Consider the following 18,823-nt stretch of genomic DNA (forward strand, 5'->3'; position numbering starts at 1 on the left):
TCCGGGACATCTTTACTTTTTGGCGGTGCGAACCAGCTTCGGCCTCACCGCAACGCGGGTCTGGCGGCCATAGCTGGTGATGAAGTCGACGATGCGCGGCACGATTTCGGAGCGGAAGCGCGAGCCGTTGAAGACGCCGTAATGGCCGACCGCCGGCTGCATGTAGTGGGCGTGCCTGTCCGCGGGGATGTTGATGCAGAGGTCGTGCGCGGCCTGGGTCTGGCCGAGGCCGGAAATGTCGTCGTTCTCGCCCTCGACCGTGAACAGCGCAACATTGCGGATATCGGCGGGATCGATGGCGACGCCGCGATGCATCATTTCGCCCTTGGGCAGAGCATGGCGTACGAACACGGTGTCGACCGTCTGCAGGTAGAACTCCGCTGTCAGATCCATCACCGCCATATATTCGTCGTAGAAGTCGCGGTGCTTCTCGGCACTGTCGCCGTCATGCTTCACCAGGTGCATGAAGAAGTCCTTGTGGGCGATGATGTGGCGGTCGAGATTCATGCTCATGAAGCCCGAAAGCTGCAGGAAGCCGGGATAGACCTCGCGGCCGAAGCCCGGCACCGGCCATGGCGCCTGCATGGTGACGTTGTCGCGGAACCAGTCGGTGCCCTTTTCCTCGGCCAGAAGGTTGACCGCAGTCGGATTGCGGCGGGTGTCGATCGGCCCGCCCATCAGCGTCATCGTCGAGGGAACGAACGGGTCGCCCCGCGTTTCCATCAGCGCCACCGCCGCCAGCACCGGGACCGACGGCTGGCACACCGCCATGACATGGGTGTCGGGGCCCAGCGCATGCAGCATGTCGACGATGTAGTCGATATAGTCGTCGAGGTCGAAGCTGCCCTCGCTGATCGGCACCATGCGGGCGTCGACCCAATCGGTGATGTGAACGTCGGCATGCGGCAGCATCGCCTCGACCGTGCCGCGCAGCAGCGTCGCGTAGTGGCCGGACATCGGCGCCACGATCAGCAGCTTCGGATCAGGCCGGCGGCCGGCGGGAACCGCCCGCTCGAAACGGAGCAGATTGCAGAACGGCCGCGACCACACCGTCTTTTCGGTGACAGCGACGCTTTTCCAGTCGACGACGGTCTTGGTCAGGCCGAACTGGGGCTTGCTGTAGCGGCGCGTCGTGCGCTCGAACAATTCGGCCGTCGCCGCGACCGAGCGGCCCCAGGACGTGTGCGCAAACGGATTGAGCGGATTGGTGTAGAACATCCGCACCGCATCGGCATAGACGCGGGCCGGCTGCACGGCGGCGTGGTTCAATTCGTAGAGCTGGTAGAACATTGAGAACTCCGCTGCTGCGACCGAAGGGACGACAGCAGTGCCGAGCCTTGAATCTCTCGCGCAAAGGTTAACAACAAACTGCTGCGATGCAATACGTCAATTGAATTGATTTATGCTTATACTTTTGTCTAAGGCGTTGAAAATCGGTTTTGAACGGCGGCAGCCGGCTTATTGTGCAGCTGCGAAAGGTGCCGGAGAGCAAGGGCAATCGCTTCAGGTTTGCGCTGCCCCTCATCCGCCTGGCCGCAAAGCGGCGCGGCCATTCACACGCGGTCGGTGCACACAGCAGCATGGCCTGAGCTGATGAAGCCGAGCCGCCCCGCGGCGCCCTTCGACAGGTCGATCACGCGACCCTTGATAAACGGGCCGCGGTCGTTGATGCGCACGACGACGCTGCGGCCGTTTTTGCGGTTGGTGACCTTTAGCCTGGTGCCAAACGGCAAGGTGCGGTGCGCGGCGGTCAGCGCCGACGGGTTCATCCGCTCGCCGGAAGCGGTCTTCGAGGTCAGCGCGTACCAGGAGGCGCGGCCGCATTGTGCGGCGGCAGGGGAGGTGGATGCGCCGACCATCAGGCCAGCCGCTATCGCCGCCGCGACAAGCGCGGTCCGGTTGGGTTTCTTCATCTGCGGCAAGGGGCTCCGTTTGACAGACCCGGCCGTTACGGATGGAATGTGGCACCAAATGCGGCAGTCGTCTGGCGGTTCCATGACAATAGTACACGTTTGGAGTCGGCGCGAAACAGTCTGTCATGGAATGTCGGGATTGCGCCGATGTATGTCTGGTGGTCTTCGCACCAGTACCGGGGCGTTTCCGGCAAGACCCCGGCTTTATTATGCAAGTAGATGTGACAGCGATCGGGTCGCTTCCTTTCGCCTTGCCATCGCGGTCATGGCGGAATTGGCGATCGACTTGGGAAAGGAATTCCGACGATGAGATTGATCAAAAATCTGCTGGCGCTGATTGTGCTCGCCATCGGTGCGCTGTGGTCGCTGCAGGGCATCGGCCTCGTCGGCGGCAGCTTCATGACCGGCCAGTCGCAATGGCTCTATATCGGCATCGTCACCGCGCTGGTTGGCCTGGGCGGGCTGGTGTGGGCGAACCGTTCGCTCCCCTGACACTCGAACGGCCCTGGCGGCGTTTCGGTCGACCGGCGAATGCGCGGCCCGCCGCAAACACCCATTTCCTGTTTTGCGCGCAGCTTCGGCAAATGAATGCTGCGAATGGCCGACGATTTGAAAACCGGTTCCTGTATCGCGGCTAAGTATAGTAGTCTTATCGACATTACAGGAATTGGAGAACGATGAGGATGTCCATATCGCGGCGATCACCCGCATGAGTGCCGAGCGCCGGCTGTCGCCATTGGCGTGCCTCGCGGCTTCAGGAGGAAAGAACGTCCGGCAAGTCGTCGCAGCGGCTTGAAAATCAAGCAAAATCAATGGTGCCCGTCTTGTATATTATGTCACTAGAATTTATGTGTCTTGAAAGCCTGGACGCGGACGCGGTGGGGACGCACGCCAGGCGTTTCGCAACCGGTGGCCCTTCGTCATCGCATGACAGAGAAACGTTCGGTCTATGCTCACAAAAAAGGGCAAGTACGGCCTCAAGGCGCTCGTCCATCTGGCGCGGCTGCCGGATGGTCAGCTCGCCTTCGTCGGCGATATCGCCGCCGGAAACAACATCCCGAAGAAATTTCTCGACGCCATCCTCGGCGAACTGCGCAATGCCGGTTTTGTCCAGAGCCGCAAGGGCAAGGAGGGCGGTTACCGCCTGGCGCGGCCGGCGGATGAAATCAAGATCGGCCACGTCGTGCGCGTGCTCGACGGGCCGCTTGCCCCAATTCCCTGCGCCAGCCGCACCCGGTATCAGCGCTGTGAAGACTGCAACGAGGCGACATGCCAAGTCCGACATCTGATGCTGGAGGTCCGGCAAGCGATCGCCGAGGTGCTGGATCAGCGCAGCCTCGCCGAGATGCGCGATATCGCCGGCGACGACGACCTTTCGGCTGCGTTGAAAATCCAGGCCTGAGCCGGAACGGACGGCTCCTCAGGCACTTGGTGCGCGCATGACCGGCCGCGCAAATTCGATTGTCCCAAGTTCGATCATTATCGTCGGCGGCGGCGCCAGCGGCGTCGTCCTTGCCGCGCATCTGTTGAAGTCGCCCAATCCCGATCTGCGTGTCACGCTGATTGAAAAGCGGCCGCATTTCGGCCAGGGCATCGCCTATTCCACGCTGCTGTCGGCGCATGTGCTGAATGTCAGCGCGGCCGGCATGAGCGCCCATGCCGACGACCCCGGCAATTTCTGGCGCTGGCTGCTTGAGCGCGGCCTGGCAACGCCAGAGCAGGCGCCGGTCTACGCACCGCGCAGCGTCTACGCCCGCTATCTGAAGGAACTACTGGACGAGCTCGAGGCTCGCGAGACGGGGCGTCTTCGCCTGATCCGCGAGGAGAGCCTGTCGATCTCGCCGACCGGGTCCGGGGTCGAGGTGGCGCTGGCCAACGGTACCAGCGTCGTCGCCCACCTTGCCGTGCTGGCGACCGGACATGACGAGGAGCCAGGTGCCGGCCACGGCCATGCGATCAGGATGGGATCGGAGGCCGACACCGTGCTCGACGGGGAAGCCCGGGTCCTGGTGCTGGGCACGGGGTTGAGCATGGTCGATGCCTTCCTGTCGCTCGAACAACGCGGCCATCGCGGCGAGATCATCGCGGTGTCGCGGCGCGGCCTGCTGCCTTCGCCGCATCGCAAGGGCAATCCGATCAAGCTCGACGTCGCCGACATTCCGCTCGGCACCCAGCTCTCCTATTTCGTCGGCTGGTTTCGCGACCTGATCCGGGAAAACCAGAAGGCCGGCATCGACTGGCGCGACGTCGTCGACGGTCTCAGGCCGTTCAACCAGAAGATCTGGCAGAACTGGCCGTCTTCGGCCAAGCGCCGCTTTGTCGAGCACACCAAGGCGTGGTGGGACATCCACCGCCATCGCATGGCGCCGGAAGTCTATGCCCGTGTCACCGAGGCGGTGCAGTCGGGCCGCATCCGGCTTGTCGCCGGGCGCGTCGTCGGCATCACGGCGGGCGACGAATTCAGCGTGCAGGTCCAGTCGCGCCACACGCAAAACATCGAGACGTTCGACGTCGCCCGCATCTACGATTGCACCGGCATCGCCAGGGACATCTCGACAACGTCGAACAGCGTGGTGCGGTCGCTGGTCGACCGCGGGCTGGCCCGGCCGGATCCGCTGCGGCTTGGCCTCGACGTATCGGACAATTGCGAGGTCATCGCCAGCGACGGCACCGTCTCGGCCAAGATCCTGGCGGTCGGGCCGCTGACGCGCGGCACCTTCTTCGAGATCGACGCCATACCGGATATTCGCGTGCAATGTGCAAGGCTGGGGAAGCGGTTGCTTGGGTGAGGTCGGCGCTCTACGGGGTGCTGTCCCGCGACCTTATCGTGATTGGCGTGACGGAGCGGCCCCACCGGAATCCCATTCCCCGTCTGGCCAATGGATTGGCACGATCTATCTTCTTTCAGACTGCAAACGGCTGGAAAAGAAGATAGGCTGACAGCCTGCCCAAGGCGGTCGCTTGACCATGGAGCATCAGCATGAGCGTGCACAAGAGCGCCCTCCCGGACAGGGCAATGTCCCGCCTGCGTCCGCCCTATGCATCGGTTCTCGACCTGATCGGGCAAACGCCGGTTGTCGAGCTGACCAAATTCGACATCGGCAAGTGCCGGCTGTTCATCAAGCTCGAAAGCCAGAACCCCGGCGGCTCGATCAAGGACCGCATTGCGCTGTCGATGATCGCCGACGCCGAAAAACAGGGCAGGCTGAAGCGCGGCGGCACCATTGTCGAGGCGACCGCCGGCAACACCGGCCTTGGCCTCGCCCAGGTCGGCATCCCCAAGGGCTATCGCATTATCCTGGTCGTGCCCGACAAGATGTCACGCGAAAAGATCCAGCATTTGCGGGCGCTCGGCGCGGAAGTGCGCATGACCCGTTCCGATGTCGGCAAGGGCCACGCCGAATACTATCAGGACATGGCCGAAAAGATCGCCGCCGAGCTGCCCGGCGCCTTCTATGCCAACCAGTTCGCCAATCCGGCCAACCCGGACGCCCATGAAACCACGACCGGTCCGGAGATCTATTCGCAGCTCGACGGTGACGTCGATGCAGTGGTCGTCGGCGTCGGCTCGGGCGGCACGCTGACCGGGCTTGGCCGCTATTTCGCAAAAATCTCGCCGAAAACCGAGATGATTCTCGCCGATCCGGTCGGTTCGGTGCTGGCGCCCCTGATCAAGACCGGCAAGATGCAAGAGGCCGGCAGCTGGACGGTGGAGGGCATCGGCGAGGATTTCGTCCCGCCCAATGCCGATCTGTCGCTGGTCAAGAAGGCCTACTCGATCACCGACAAGCAGAGCATGCTGGCGGTGCGCGACCTGCTTTCCAAGGAGGGCATTCTCGCCGGCTCGTCGTCCGGCACGCTGCTTTCGACAGCGCTGCGCTATTGCCGCGAGCAGACCGTGCCGAAGCGGGTCGTCACCTTCGTCTGCGACAGCGGCAACAAATATCTGTCGAAAGTGTTCGACGATTTCTGGCTGATCGAGCAGGGCCTCGCCGAGCACGAGCAGCATGGCGATCTGCGCGACCTGGTGATGCGCACGCACCGCACCGGCGACATCGTGTCTGTCGGCCCGGACGAAAGCCTGCTCAACGCCTATGGCCGCATGCGCCGTTCGGACGTCTCGCAGCTGCCGGTGCTGGACGACGGCAAGCTGGTCGGCATCGTCGACGAAAGCGATATCCTCGCCCACGTCGAAGGCCCCTATGACAGCCGCTGGGACCGTTTCAAGGCCCCGGTGCGCACGGCGATGACTTCCAATCTGCACACGCTGCAGGCCAGCCAGACGCTGGACGCGCTGCTGCCGGTGTTCGACCGCAACGAGGTCGCCATCGTCTTCGACGGCGACGAATTCATCGGCCTGATTACCCGCATCGACCTGATCAACCATCTGAGGCGCCGCGCAAGATGACCATCAAAGCCACCGTATCGGGCAGCAACCGCCTGGCCTTCTCGACGCGCACCATCCATGGCGGCCAGAGCCACGACCCGACGACCGGCGCGGTGATGGTGCCGATCTATGCGACCTCGACCTACGGCCAGCAGAGCCCGGGCGTGCACAAGGGTTTTGAATATGCCCGCAGCCAGAACCCGACCCGCTTTGCCTTCGAGCGCGCGGTGGCCGATCTCGAAAGCGGCGCAGCCGCCTTCGCTTTCGCCTCGGGGCTGGCGGCGATCGCCACGATCTTCGAACTGCTCGATTCCGGAGCCCATGTCGTTGCCACCGATGATATCTATGGCGGCACGTTCCGGCTGCTGGAGCGGGTGCGCAAGCGCTCGGCCAATTTGCAGGTCGACTTCGTCGACTTCACCGATCTGGCCGCGGTCGAAGCGGCGATCCGCCCGGAAACCAAGCTGCTCTGGGTCGAGACGCCGACAAATCCGCTGCTGCGTGTCGTCGATCTCGAAGCGGTCGCAGCCCTGGCCAGGCGCAAAGGCGTGCTCTCGGTCGCCGACAACACCTTTTGCAGCCCCTACCTGCAGCGGCCGCTGGAGCTCGGCATCGACATATCGGTGCATTCGACGACGAAATACCTCAACGGCCATTCCGACATGGTCGGCGGCGTCGCCGTGGTCGGCGACAACAAGGATCTCGCCGACCGGCTGAAATTCCTGCAGAACGCCATCGGCGCCATTTCCGGACCGTTCGACAGTTTTCTGGCGCTGCGCGGCCTCAAGACGCTGGCGCTGAGGATGGAGCGCCATTCGTCGAACGGCCAGAAGATCGCGCACTGGCTGGAGCGCCGTCCCGACATCCGCCGCGTTATCTATCCCGGTCTCCCCAGCCATCCGCAGCACGCCATCGCCAGAAAGCAGATGCACGCCTTCGGCGGCATGATCACGGTCGAGCTCGACCGCGACCTCGCCGGCACCAAACGCTTCCTCGAGCACACGCAACTGTTCACGCTGGCCGAAAGCCTCGGCGGCGTCGAAAGCCTGATTGAGCACCCCGCACTGATGACGCACGGCTCGATCCCGGCGCAAAAACGCGCGGAAATCGGGATTTCCGATTCGCTGGTGCGGCTGTCGGCGGGTATCGAGGATGGCGACGATCTGATCGCGGATCTGGATCAGGCGCTGGGGGGTTGAAGGGGGGTCCGTGCCCTGTTGGATAGTGGCGTCAGTTTGAAATTTCCCGGCTGACTGGCGCATCCAACTGTGAATTGACAAAGGGGACGTACCCTCGCTTTGCTATCGGGGCAACCTGGAGGGAAAGTCATGGCTTACTCGTATCGTTGCAGGGATTATCCGGGAAACGCCGCCTGTCCAGCGATGTTCACGGCAGAGACCGAGGCGGAAGTGATGAAGCACGTCGAGCTTCACGGCGCGATCGCTCACGGGGAAGACCCGAAGCAATGGTCGCCGGAAGACCGTAAACAGGTCAAGAAGCTAATTTTAGCGACCTAAACTCGCTTCTTATACGGGCCGCGCAGTGCGACCGTCACTATCTCCAATGCTACGGCAAGCATTTAGGAGTTCGGCCGATAGGCGACAACGCCTAGGCGCGATGGAATTTTCAAACTGACCCAACCGCCCGTTGACCTGAGTGGCATCCGGCGGAATTGTGGCCTTCCCTGCAATTGCCGACAGGCCGGTTCAAGCCATGACCATTCGCGAGCGCCACCAGCCGATAGCCACCGACGCCCCGCTCACCTTCGCGGTGCTGGTCTTCCCCGGCTTTCCGATGATGGCGTTCAGTTCGGTCATCGAGCCGTTGCGCGCGGCCAACGTGCTGGCCAAGAAAGAATGCTACCGCTGGATCATCGTCGGCGCCGCTGAAGGCCCGGTCGCAGCCTCGAACGGGGTCGTCATCCAGCCCGGCTTTTTCGCCGGCGATGCGCCGAAGGTCGACCGCATCGTCGTCTGCTCGGGCGGCGATGCCGATCATCTCGTGGCCGAAGACGCGGTGAGCTGGATCCGCAGGAGCCTGCGCGGCGGCGCCAATATCGGCGCGGTGGCGGATGCCGCTTTCTTCCTGGCGCGGGCCGGCCTGCTCGACGGTCATGCCTGCACCTTGCACTGGACCAGCCAGGCGGCCTTCACCGAGGCGTTTCCGGACATCGAGCTCAGGCGCGATCTCTATGTCATCGACCGCAAGCGCTTCACCTCGGCCGGCGGCGTCGGCAGCCTCGACATGATGCTGGAGATCATCACATCAGACTATGGCGCCGAGCTCGCGGCCGGCGTCGCCGAATGGTTCGTGCACAGCCCGCTGCGCTCCAGCGTCGACCGCAAGCTGATGCCGCTGCGGTTACGCACCGGCGTCCAGAACGAACTGGTGCTGTCGGCCATCGCCATCATGGAGGACGCGGTCGAGGAGCGGCTCGGCATGGCGGCGCTGGCGGAAAAGCTCGGCGTCTCCTCCGACAAGCTCGAACGAAACTTTCGCTCGAGCTCAGCGTCTCGCCCAACGGCTATTACCGCCGCCTGCGGCTGAAGCGCGCCGCCGACCTTTTGGCGCATTCGACACTGATGGTGCGCGACGTGGCGCTCGCCTGCGGTTTTGCTTCGATGTCGAGCTTTGCGCGGGCGTTCAGGGAAGAGCATGGGCATGCGCCGAAGGTGGCGCGCAGGCATTAGGTCTTTTTGGACGTTGGCGGGACAGCGCCCCCCTCTGGCCTGCCGGCCATCTCCCCCACTTGGGGGGAGATCGGCTGTCACCGCTGATTTCGCCGATCGCCAACGTTGCAGGAATGAGCGGAACGCCGAAGCTGCCAATCTCCCCCCTCGTGGGGGAGATGTCCGGCAGGACAGAGGGGGGCGCCGTAGAGCACTACGGGACGATCCCGGCGGCATCCCGCACAACATCTGCGGTATCCCGCACAGCCTCTTCGCTGTGCATGGCTCATCTTCCCCGCTTCCAGGAGGCACCCGTGAGCATCGTCGTTTTCGACCCCGACAGCACTGAGGACGTCGACTTCAAGGACCGTATGCGCCACCCGGCGGCGGCCGATCCGGCCGGCGGCATGTGGCTGTCCGACACCGAGCCGTCCTTCATCGATGCGGACGCGCTGCGCAAAGGCCGGCTGGCGAAGCTGCGTGCCTGGATGCGCGAGGCCGGCTATGGCGGCGTCGTGCTGTTCGACCCCTACAACCAGCGCTACGCCACCGGCTCGCGCAACATGTTCGGTTATTTTCTGCGCAACTCGACGCGCTACTTCTTCATCTCGACCGAAGGGCCGATCGTGCTGTTCGAATATCCGCAGAGCTATCATGTCTCGATGGTGCTCGACACGATCGACGAGGCGCGGCCGTCGAAGCTGGTGTGGTCTTCGGTGTCGGGCCGCGACGACGAGACCGCCGGCCCCTTCGCCGACGAGATCACTGAGCTGCTCAAGGTACATGGCGGCGGCTCGATGAAGCTCGGCCTCGACCGCTGCGGCCATCTGCAGGCGCTGGCGCTGGAAAAGCGCGGCTGCGAGGTCCGGGATTGCCAGGGCGAGATCCTCGCCGTGCGGGCGGTCAAGACGCCCGAAGAGGTAAAATGCCTGCAGGTATCGATGGCCGGCGCCGAGGCGGCCGTCTATGCGGTGCGCGAGGCGATCAAGCCCGGCGTGTCCGAGAACGACCTGTTCGCCATCATGTATCACGAGGTGATCCGCCAGGGCGGTGAGTTCATCGAAACCCGGCTCTTGACCTCGGGCCAGCGCACCAACCCGTGGTTCAACGAAGCCAGCGGCCGCAAGATCAGGCCGGGCGAACTTTTGGCGCTGGATACCGATACGATCGGCTGCTACGGCTACTATTCGGACTTCTCGCGCACCTTCCGCTGCGGGCCGGGCAAGCCGACGGATTATCAGAAATCGCTCTACCGCATGGCCCACGACCAGGTTCAGCACAACATCTCGATCGTCAGGCCGGGCATGGCGTTTCGCGAAATTGCCGAAAAGGCCTGGAAGATCCCGGACCGCTTCGTCGACCAGCGCTACACGTCTGTCATGCACGGCGTCGGCATGCATGGCGAGACGCCGTTCATCGCGCACGCCATGGACTACGAGACTTATGGCCGCGACGGGTTTGTCGCGCCCGGCATGGTGGTCAGCGTCGAGAGCTATATCGGCGAGAAAGGCGGACGCGAGGGCGTCAAGCTCGAGGACGAGATCCTGGTCACCGAAACCGGCACCGAGCTTCTGTCGCGCTTTCCCTATGAGGACGACTTTCTGGAGAAACAGGTTTGATCCCAGCATCCACCACCAATCGAGGTGCGGTATCGCAAACCTTCGGGAGTAGCCGCAGCGCTCATGCTTTCGTTCAGGGTGTCCGCATGAAGGGCCCGGTCTCGATCAGACGCGGCACGGTGGCCGCGGTGTTCGTCGACCTCCAGGAGGAGCACCGGCAGGACAAGCGCTATCTGGTCGAGGGTTTTGCCGACATCCTCGCCAACGTCCAGCGCCTGCAGGCGGCGGCACGGGCCAACGATGTGCTGCTCTACCATTCGGCCTATATCGTCGATCTCACCAGGGAGGCGCGGCGGTTCCATCCGGTCGATGCCAATGGCAGGTCGGCCTTCTCCGACAAGGACGATCCGCTGACGGCGATCTGTCCGGAAGTGGCGCCGGTCGCCGGCGAGATGATGCTGGTCAAGACCGAGGCCAGCGCCTTCGGTGCGGGCCCTGCCGCCGGCCGGCTCAAGGCTGAAGGCATCGAGTGGCTGGTCGTTGCCGGCGTATGGACCGAGGCCTGCATCGACGCCACCGTCAGGGATGCGGTGTCATCGGGCTTTCGGGTGCTGCTGGTCAAGGACGCCTGCGGCAGCGGCAGCACGGCGATGCACCAGACCGCCATCCTCAACCTTGCCAACCGGCTCTATGGCGGCGCCGTCACCACAACCGACGGCGCCTGCCGATTGATGGCAGGCGAGACGGTCGATGCATGGCAGGTCGTGGGCTCGGTGCCTTTGCGCTTCACCTATGAAAACGCCGCCCGGCTATACGCCGAGCTCTGAACCAGGAAGGCTGGCGATCCTTCGCGCCCCCTCTGTCCTGCCCTCCCTGCCAAAACTTGGCATCTCCCCCACGAGGGGGGAGATTGGCAGTTTCGGCGCTGCGCTCCTGCTGCGATGTTGGAAATTGGCGAAAGCCGGGACGACAGCCGATCTCCCCCCAAGTGGGGGAGATGCCCGGTAGGGCAGAGGGGGGCGCTGTCCCGCCGGCGTCTCGAAAGGTTCTGCGCCGCAGTAGCGCAAGCTTCTGCGGAACAGCGCACAACGCCTGCGGAAACCCGAACACTTCCCCGCTGAATCCCGCACTATCATCGCCTATGGCCAAGGGGGGCCCCCCCCCCCCCCCCCCCCCCCCCCCCCCCCCCGCGGGGGGGGGGCGGGCGGGGGCGTCAAAGAAATAATATTTATACGCAAAAAAACCCACAAACCCCCCCCCCACCCCCCCCCCCCCTCCCCCCCCCCCCCGCCCCCCCCCCCCCCCCCCCCCCCCCCCCCCCCCCCCCCCCCCCCCCCCCCCCCGACAGGGAGGATTCGACGATGAAGTTGATGCTGACCGAAAGAGCGCTGCATCCGCAGGCCGAGCCCGTCGCCGACGGTTTTAAAAAAGCCAGCATGAACCGGCGCGAATATCTCGCCACCATGGCAGCACTTGGCGTCAGCGCCGCCGGCGCGCTGGCGCTTGGCGGCCTTGCGCCCTCGCCGGCCAAGGCGCAGGAGCCGAAGCGCGGCGGCGTCTTGCGCGTCGCCATGAACGTCAAGGGCTGGAAGGACCCGCGCACCTTCGACGGCGTCGAAATGTCCAATGTCGCCCGCCACTGCAACGAATATCTGGTGCGCTGGAACCGCGATTTTACCTTCGAGCCGTGGCTGCTCGAGAGCTGGGAGACCAGCGACGACGCCCGCGTGCTGACGTTGCACGTCCGCAAGGGCATCACCTGGTCGAACGGCGACACTTTCAACGCCGACGACGTCGTCCACAACCTGACGCGCTGGTGCGATGCGAGCGTTGCCGGCAATTCGGTCGCCGAGCGGATGGGGGCGCTGGTCGACGCCGCCACCAAGAAGCCGATCGACGGCGGCATCGAACGTGTCGACGACTTTACCGTCCGGCTCAATCTGCCGAAGCCCGACATTTCGCTGATTGCCGGCACGACCGACTATCCGGCGCTGATCATGCACCGCAGCTACGACGGCGACGGCGATCCGCTGAAGGCCCTGGCGATCACCACTGGACCTTGCGAACTGGTGGCATGGGACGCCGAGGTCGGCGCCGAGGTCCGCCGCAAGGACAAGCCGTGGTGGAAGGGCGATTTCTGGCTCGACGGCATCCAATGGGTCGACTACGGCTCCGATCCCAATGCGATGTTTTCGGCCTTCGAATCGGGCGAGATCGACACCAACCACGAAACCGCCGCCGATACCGTCTCGCAGACCGACGCCATGGGTCTGAGCAATTCCGAGCTTGCCACCGGCTCGACCATCGTCGCGCGCTTCAACGTCGGCAATCCGCCCTATGACGACATCAGGGTGCGGCGCGCCGCCCAGCTCGCCGTCGACAATGCCGCAATCCTGAAGATCGGCATGGACGACCGCGGCAAGCCGGCCGAGAACCATCATGTCGGCCCGATGCATGCCGAATACGCCGATATCGGCCCGGCCGTCCGCAATGTCGACGAAGCCAAGACGCTGCTTGCCGAGGCCGGCAAGTCCGATCACGAATACGAGCTCATCTCCGTCGATGTCGACTGGCAGAAGAACACCGGCGACGCCATCGCCGCGCAGATGCGCGACGCCGGGCTGAAGGTCAAACGGACCGTGCTGCCGGCGGCGACGTTCTGGAACGACTGGAGCAAATATCCTTTCTCCTGCACCGAGTGGCTCGGCCGGCCGCTGGGCGTCCAGGTGCTGGCGCTGGCCTACAGATCGGGCGCTGCCTGGAACGAGACCGCCTACGCCAATCCGGAGTTCGACGCCTTGCTCGACAAGGCGCTGGCCACACCCGACGCCAGCGCGGGCAAGGAGATCATGGCCAAGATCGAGCGGAATCTGCGCGATTCCGGCATCATCATCCAGCCCTACTGGCGCTCGGTCTACCGGACGTTCCGCAAGGGCGTGCACGGCTGCGAGCAGCATCAGTCTCTGGAGCAGCATTTCGAGAAGGTCTGGCTCGAGGCGTGATCCTCGTTGCGGGGCACAGGGGCAATCGTTTCAGGTTTGCGCTGCCCCTCATCGCCCTGCCGGGCACTTCTCCCCGTATAGTGACACGGGGAGAAGGGGCTGGCCTCAATGCCGGTGCCCTTCTTGTAACGCTGGTGATTGAACGAAACCATTAATGAAAGCGCCCCTCTCCCCGTTCTACGGGGAGAGGATGCCGGCAGGCAGGTGAGGGGCAGCGCCGACATCAACAGTCGATCACCCCACACGCTTGGGCGCTGTGATTTGTCTGAGGTGATTGCCAGGATCCTTAGCCGGCGACGCCAGGCCTTGAAATCTCCTGCCCAAGCCGCACCGTTTCCCGCACCAACAAATCCAGGTCGTCGCGCCGGGTGCGGTGGTTGTTGATCGCTGCCCTGAGGCAATGCTGGCCGTGCACCGTCGTATCCGAAAGGGCGGCGATGCCGTCTTCCTGCAGCCGCAGCATGATCTCGGTGTTGAGCGCCTTCTGCCGCTCTCCCGTCAGCCCGTCGCCACGGTAGCGGAAACAGACGATGTTGATGCTCAGTGGCGCGACCCGTTCCAGCAGCGGTTCGGCGGCGATCAGCGTGCCGAGATAATGTCCCTGCGCGATGTTCTGGTCGATCAGGCGGCCGAATTTCTCGATGCCGTGCTGCTTCAGCGCCATCCACACCTTCAGCGCCCTGAAACCGCGTGACGTCTGCAGGCCAAAATCATGCAGCCACTGCCCCGAGGCGAGGCCGCGCGGCGTCGATTCGAGAAATTCCGGCGTCACCGCGAACGTGCTGCGATGCGCCGAGGCATCCCTGATCAGCACGCAGCCGACCTCGAACGGAGCGTGCAGCCATTTGTGCGGATCGAGCGCGATCGAGTGGGCGTGCTCGATGCCGGCAACGCGATGGGAATTTTCCGGCGCGATGGCAATCAGCGCGCCGATGCAGCCGTCGACATGGAACCAGAGATCTTCCTGCGCCGCCAGCCTTGCCAGCGCCTGCAGATCGTCGATCGCGCCGGTGTTGACGGTGCCGGCCGTGCCGATCACGCAGGCCGGCCGAAAACCCGCCTGGCGGTCCTCAGTGATCGCCGCCCGCAACGCGTCGATGTCGATCCGCAATCCGGCATCGGTCGGGATGCGGCGCAGCGCGCGGTTGCCGAGGCCGAGCGCCTCCATCGCCTTGCGATGGCAGGAGTGAAGCTGGTCCGAGCCATAGAAACGCAGCGGCTTGTCGATGGCGGCAACGCCATGCTCGCGCACGTCGATGCCAGCCCTGGCGTTGCGGGCCACGGTCAGGCCAATGATGTTGGCCATCGAGCCGCCGCTGACCAGCGTGCCGCTGGCTGATTGCGGAAAGCCCATCATCTGCTTGCACCAGTCGACGACCTGGCTGTCCATCAGCGCGGCGGCATGGTTGCCGCCGCCGAGGTTGGAGCCCTGCACCGCCGCCAGGAAATCGCCGAGCGCCCCGGTGAAATTGCTCGACCCCATGTACCAGGACCAGAAGCGCGGATGGATGTTGCCCATCGGGTAGGCCATCACGTTGCGGGCGACCTCGCCATAGACCTGGGCCAGCGGTTGAGGCGATTGCGGCAGCGGCTCTGCGAAAAATTCTCTCACCTCCGCCGGCATGTCCTGCCACACCGGGCGTTCCCTGACATCGCGCAGATAGTCGACGGCGTCGTCGACGATCCGGTGCGACAGCGCCTGCACGTCGGCCCAGTCGACCGGATCGAGCGTTTCTTCGGCAACCATACCGGCAGTGCCGGCGGCTTTCAGCATGGCATCCATCCGCGTTGCTCCCGATGCGCAATTATTCGGCCGGGAACTGGCAGCCCGGCGTTGAGCGCGACAGCGCGATCTCCTCGGCGTCCATCTCGGCTTCGATGCCGTCGAACAGCGGAGTCGTCATGTAGCGTTCGCCGGTGTCGGGAAGCATGCACAGGATCACCGAGCCGGGTGCGGCTTTTTCGGCGATCTGGCGCGCCACGCCAAAACTGGCTCCGCCGGAAATGCCAGTGAAAATCCCTTCCTTCTGGGCCAGCGCCTTGGCCCATTTGATGCCCTCGGGCCCGGCAATCGGCACGACCTCGTCATAGAGGCTGGCGTCGACCGCCTCCTGCAGGACGTTGGGAATGAAATCCGGCGTCCAGCCCTGGATCGGGTGCGGCTCGAAGGCCGGATGGCTGGCGGCGGGTGCGCCGTCGGCGCCGCGCTCCTGCGCCTTGCCGCTGCCGATGAGCTGGGCATTGGCGGGTTCGGCCAGCACGATCCGGATCTCGGGACGCTCGCGGCGCAGCACGCGCCCGACACCGACGACGGTGCCGCCGGTTCCGTAGCCGGTGACGAAGCAGTCGAGCCGCGATGCGGCGAAGTCGTTGATGATCTCGCGCGCCGTCGTCGCCTCGTGAATGGCGGCATTGGCCTTGGTCTCGAACTGGCGGGCCAGGAACCAGCCATTGGCCTTGGCGAGCTCGACCGCCTTGTTGTACATGCCAAAACCCTTCTGGGCACGCGGCGTCAGCACCACCTTGGCGCCCAGCATGCGCATCAGCTTGCGCCGCTCGATGGAGAAACTGTCGGCCATCGTCACCACCAGCGGATAGCCTTTTTGCGCGCAGACCATGGCCAGACCGATGCCGGTGTTGCCGCTGGTCGCCTCGACGACGGTCTGGCCCGGTTTCAGGGCGCCGCTGCGCTCGCCCTCCTCGATGATGTTGAGCGCCAGCCGGTCCTTCACCGACGCTGCCGGATTGAAGAACTCGGCCTTCACATAGATCGTCACATGATCGGGGCCGAGATTGTTGATCCTGATCACCGGCGTATCGCCGACCGTGTCGATAATGCTGTCGAACAGGCGGCCGCGACCGGCCGTGGTCCTGATTTTCCGTTGCTGCAACATGTCTGCTCTCCCCTTTTTGTTGTCGTCACGAGGTGTTCGTTGTCACGAGCCGGTTACAAACCGGCGGCTTGGGCGGCGAGGTTTCGAGACCTTGCCGCGATACGGTCCGTTGCCGTCAACGCGGCCCGGAAAGCTGGCAATGCGGGCAACCGGCGCGGAAAATTCGTTGCCGGATGCCCTCGATCGCTTTCGATGGTAAAACAGAGGACAACTGGCCAGCGTGGGAGCAAGCGTGGAAACGCACGTGGAATCCGCTCGATCGAGCCTGGACGGCGCAGCGGCCGGGCTGTCCGTGCGGCTGCTCGGGCCGCTGACGGTCATCCGTGACGGCGCCACCGTGCAACTGCCGGCATCGCGCAAGCTGCGCGCGCTCTTCGCCTATCTGGCGCTCGCGCCGCATGCCGTCGGCCGCAGCCGTCTGTGCGAGCTTTTGTGGGATGTGCCGAACGATCCGCGCGGCGAGCTTCGCTGGTGCCTCAGCAAGCTCAGGGGCATTCTTGACGAACCGGATCGTCACAGGATCGAAACATCAGGCGACACGGTCGCGCTCGATCTGAAGGGCGTTTCCGTCGACGCTTTCGATATCGCCTCGGCCGCCGCCACGGGCATCGAGACGCTCGATCTTGAGCGGCTGCAGGCCCTGTCCAGACTATTCGTCGGCGACTTCCTCGACGGGCTGGAGATCGACCGCAGCCCGCATTTCAACAGCTGGCTGATCGCGCAACGCCGCCGCTTCAGCTCGTGGCACGCCGCCATTCTGGAACAGCTCGTCAGCAAGCTCCCGGCGGATGCCGACGAAATGTCCGCGCATCTGGAGAAATGGCTGGAACTCAATCCGTTCGACGCGCGCGCGCACGTGGCTCTTCTGGCAAGCCTGGCGCGGCATGGCCAGATCGCCGCCTGCGAGGACCATCTTGCTTCGGCGGCGCAGCTATTTGCCTCGGAGGATCTCGATTTCGGACCCGTTCGTGAGGCATGGCGGACGATCCGCAGCGAACGACCTGCCGCAACGCTCCGGCCGCAGCCGGCGCTGTCGCCCGCAGCCGCCAAAACGTCAATTGTGCTTCCCGATTCCGGTGTTGCTGCACCGTGCAAGGCGTCGCTCGCGGTAATGCCGTTTGTCGAGGAGGCAGCTGTCGGCGGCCCTTGCGGTGGCCCCTCTTGCGGTGGATTGGCCGACGGCCTCACCCACGACATCATCACCCGTCTGGCCAAGCTCAGGGATTTTTTCGTCATCGCCCGCGGCTCGGTCTTTGCGCTGGCCGAAAAGAACATCGCGCCGGAAGATGCCGGCCGGCGGCTCAACGTCGACTACGTCGCCACCGGGACGGTGCGCAGCCAGGCTGGCCGTGTCGCGGTCAGCGTCGAACTTGTCGAGGTGCGCACGGCCAGGATCGTCTGGGCCGAAACCTTCGAACGCAGGCCCGACGACATCTTTGCCGTCCTCGACGATATCGGCAACAGCATCGTCTCGTCGATCTCCGCCGAGATCGAGATGGTCGAACGCAACCGCGCCATGCTGAAAGCCCCCAGCTCGCTGAACGCCTGGGAAGCCTACCATCGCGGCCTCTGGCACATGTATCGCTTCACCCGCACGGAAAACGAGCAGGCCCGGCATTTCTTCGAAATGGCATTGAAGCTCGATCCGACCTTCGCCCGCGCCTATGCCGGCCTGTCCTTCACCCATTGGCAGAACGCCTTTCAGCGCTGGGGAGACCGCGACCAGGAAAGCGCGCTCGCCTTCGAGACCGCCGGCCAAAGTCTTCTGATCGACGATCACAATCCGGCCGCGCACTGGGCCATGGGCCGGGCGCTGTGGTTGCGCGGCGAGCAGGACGGCTCCCTCATCGAGTTGGAACGGGCGGTGGACCTCAGCCCGAACTTCGCGCTCGGTCATTACGCGCTTTCGTTTGTCCACTCGCAGTCGGGTGATCCGAACGCGGCGATCGGTTCATCCGATCACTCGCGCCATCTCAGTCCGTTCGATCCGCTGCTGTTTGGCATGCTCGGCGCCAGGGCGATGGCGCATGTCCGCCTCGGGCAGTTTGACGAGGCCGCCGAATGGGCGCTGAAGGCCGCCGCCCGTCCCAACGCCCATGCCATCATCCTGGCGATCGCGGCGCACTGCCTGGCGCTGGCGGGGCGGCTTGACGAGGCCCGCACTTTCGCGGCCGCTATCCGCAAGACGCTGCCGAACTACTGCGCCGACGATTTCATCGGCACCTTCCGCTTCGAGCCGGACGCTGAGGCGATGTTCCGGCAGGGCGCCAGGCGGATTGGGCTGGGGTGAACCAACCCACGCGGCCCTGCCGGTGGAGAGCTTTCCTTCTCCCCTTGTGGGAGAAGGTGGATTGGCGCGCAGCGCCAAGACGGTTGAGGGGTGTTGGCCGGAGCTCTGT

At 64.4% G+C, this 18,823-nt stretch carries 14 protein-coding genes and 1 pseudogene; 11 read left to right on the forward strand and 4 right to left on the reverse strand.

Annotated elements, in window-relative coordinates:
* Positions 1-12 precede the first annotated feature (12 nt).
* Both AC0L2Z_RS03085 and AC0L2Z_RS03090 read right to left on the reverse strand, forming a co-directional pair.
* Positions 13-1,290: a polyhydroxyalkanoate depolymerase gene (locus tag AC0L2Z_RS03085; protein WP_473626667.1), complete on the reverse strand. Its 1,278-nt coding sequence runs from the start codon at positions 1,288-1,290 to the stop codon at positions 13-15.
* A 263-nt stretch (positions 1,291-1,553) separates the two neighbouring features.
* Positions 1,554-1,913, reverse strand: coding sequence for a septal ring lytic transglycosylase RlpA family protein (locus AC0L2Z_RS03090; protein ID WP_023802673.1), 360 nt, complete (start codon positions 1,911-1,913; stop codon positions 1,554-1,556).
* 306 nt (positions 1,914-2,219) lie between these two features.
* On the opposite strand from AC0L2Z_RS03090, the gene AC0L2Z_RS03095 reads away from it, so the two are divergent.
* The 10 genes and pseudogenes from AC0L2Z_RS03095 (at position 2,220) to AC0L2Z_RS03140 (ending at position 13,530) form a co-directional block, all read left to right on the forward strand.
* Positions 2,220-2,405 (forward strand): hypothetical protein, encoded by a 186-nt coding sequence (locus AC0L2Z_RS03095; protein WP_023802672.1) that lies wholly within the window; start codon positions 2,220-2,222, stop codon positions 2,403-2,405.
* Positions 2,406-2,862: 457 nt separating this feature from the next.
* A complete protein-coding gene (locus AC0L2Z_RS03100; protein ID WP_473626669.1) occupies positions 2,863-3,315 on the forward strand; it encodes an RrF2 family transcriptional regulator in 453 nt (150 codons plus the stop codon).
* Positions 3,316-3,352: 37 nt separating this feature from the next.
* The gene (locus AC0L2Z_RS03105) at positions 3,353-4,702 is read left to right on the forward strand and encodes an FAD/NAD(P)-binding protein (protein ID WP_473482365.1); all 1,350 of its coding nucleotides are present in this window, start codon (positions 3,353-3,355) and stop codon (positions 4,700-4,702) included.
* A gap of 191 nt (positions 4,703-4,893) precedes the next feature.
* Positions 4,894-6,321 carry a pyridoxal-phosphate dependent enzyme gene (locus tag AC0L2Z_RS03110; RefSeq protein ID WP_473626670.1) on the forward strand — a complete coding sequence of 476 codons (1,428 nt, stop codon included), beginning with the start codon at positions 4,894-4,896 and terminating at the stop codon, positions 6,319-6,321.
* Entirely contained in the window at positions 6,318-7,499 is a 1,182-nt protein-coding gene (locus AC0L2Z_RS03115) for a cystathionine gamma-synthase (RefSeq protein ID WP_473626672.1), read from the forward strand. Before AC0L2Z_RS03110 ends, AC0L2Z_RS03115 begins: the two co-directional genes overlap by 4 nt.
* Positions 7,500-7,628: 129 nt before the next feature.
* A complete protein-coding gene (locus AC0L2Z_RS03120; RefSeq protein WP_473626673.1) occupies positions 7,629-7,817 on the forward strand; it encodes a DUF1059 domain-containing protein in 189 nt (62 codons plus the stop codon).
* 196 nt (positions 7,818-8,013) lie between these two features.
* A pseudogene (locus tag AC0L2Z_RS03125) lies at positions 8,014-8,990 on the forward strand (GlxA family transcriptional regulator).
* Positions 8,991-9,283: 293 nt separating this feature from the next.
* The gene (locus AC0L2Z_RS03130; protein WP_473626674.1) at positions 9,284-10,588 is read left to right on the forward strand and encodes a M24 family metallopeptidase; all 1,305 of its coding nucleotides are present in this window, start codon (positions 9,284-9,286) and stop codon (positions 10,586-10,588) included.
* A gap of 86 nt (positions 10,589-10,674) precedes the next feature.
* Complete coding sequence (locus AC0L2Z_RS03135) at positions 10,675-11,355, forward strand: isochorismatase family protein (protein ID WP_287316973.1); 681 nt, start codon at positions 10,675-10,677, stop codon at positions 11,353-11,355.
* A 534-nt stretch (positions 11,356-11,889) separates the two neighbouring features.
* Positions 11,890-13,530: an ABC transporter substrate-binding protein gene (locus tag AC0L2Z_RS03140; RefSeq protein WP_473626676.1), complete on the forward strand. Its 1,641-nt coding sequence runs from the start codon at positions 11,890-11,892 to the stop codon at positions 13,528-13,530.
* Positions 13,531-13,816: 286 nt separating this feature from the next.
* Here the strand turns inward: AC0L2Z_RS03140 and AC0L2Z_RS03145 are convergent, their stop codons facing one another.
* Positions 13,817-15,313, reverse strand: a complete 1,497-nt coding sequence (locus AC0L2Z_RS03145) for a pyridoxal phosphate-dependent decarboxylase family protein (RefSeq protein WP_473626678.1) — start codon at positions 15,311-15,313, stop codon at positions 13,817-13,819.
* Between the two features lie 22 nt (positions 15,314-15,335).
* Entirely contained in the window at positions 15,336-16,424 is a 1,089-nt protein-coding gene (locus AC0L2Z_RS03150; RefSeq protein WP_473626679.1) for a PLP-dependent cysteine synthase family protein, read from the reverse strand.
* A gap of 232 nt (positions 16,425-16,656) precedes the next feature.
* Between AC0L2Z_RS03150 and AC0L2Z_RS03155 the strand changes: the two genes are divergently transcribed.
* A complete protein-coding gene (locus AC0L2Z_RS03155; protein WP_473626680.1) occupies positions 16,657-18,714 on the forward strand; it encodes a BTAD domain-containing putative transcriptional regulator in 2,058 nt (685 codons plus the stop codon).
* Positions 18,715-18,823 lie beyond the last annotated feature (109 nt).

It is taken from the genome of Mesorhizobium sp. WSM4850 (genome assembly GCF_055811735.1).

Excerpts from the sequence above, each read along its gene's own strand:
- AC0L2Z_RS03085 (WP_473626667.1), bottom strand. The coding sequence starts at position 1,290 with ATGTTCTACCAGCTCTACGAATTGAACCACGCCGCCGTGCAGCCGGCC.
- AC0L2Z_RS03090 (WP_023802673.1), bottom strand. The coding sequence starts at position 1,913 with ATGAAGAAACCCAACCGGACCGCGCTTGTCGCGGCGGCGATAGCGGCT.
- AC0L2Z_RS03095 (WP_023802672.1), top strand. The coding sequence starts at position 2,220 with ATGAGATTGATCAAAAATCTGCTGGCGCTGATTGTGCTCGCCATCGGT.
- AC0L2Z_RS03100 (WP_473626669.1), top strand. The coding sequence starts at position 2,863 with ATGCTCACAAAAAAGGGCAAGTACGGCCTCAAGGCGCTCGTCCATCTG.
- AC0L2Z_RS03105 (WP_473482365.1), top strand. The coding sequence starts at position 3,353 with ATGACCGGCCGCGCAAATTCGATTGTCCCAAGTTCGATCATTATCGTC.
- AC0L2Z_RS03110 (WP_473626670.1), top strand. The coding sequence starts at position 4,894 with ATGAGCGTGCACAAGAGCGCCCTCCCGGACAGGGCAATGTCCCGCCTG.
- AC0L2Z_RS03115 (WP_473626672.1), top strand. The coding sequence starts at position 6,318 with ATGACCATCAAAGCCACCGTATCGGGCAGCAACCGCCTGGCCTTCTCG.
- AC0L2Z_RS03120 (WP_473626673.1), top strand. The coding sequence starts at position 7,629 with ATGGCTTACTCGTATCGTTGCAGGGATTATCCGGGAAACGCCGCCTGT.
- AC0L2Z_RS03135 (WP_287316973.1), top strand. The coding sequence starts at position 10,675 with ATGAAGGGCCCGGTCTCGATCAGACGCGGCACGGTGGCCGCGGTGTTC.
- AC0L2Z_RS03140 (WP_473626676.1), top strand. The coding sequence starts at position 11,890 with ATGAAGTTGATGCTGACCGAAAGAGCGCTGCATCCGCAGGCCGAGCCC.
- AC0L2Z_RS03145 (WP_473626678.1), bottom strand. The coding sequence starts at position 15,313 with ATGGATGCCATGCTGAAAGCCGCCGGCACTGCCGGTATGGTTGCCGAA.
- AC0L2Z_RS03150 (WP_473626679.1), bottom strand. The coding sequence starts at position 16,424 with ATGTTGCAGCAACGGAAAATCAGGACCACGGCCGGTCGCGGCCGCCTG.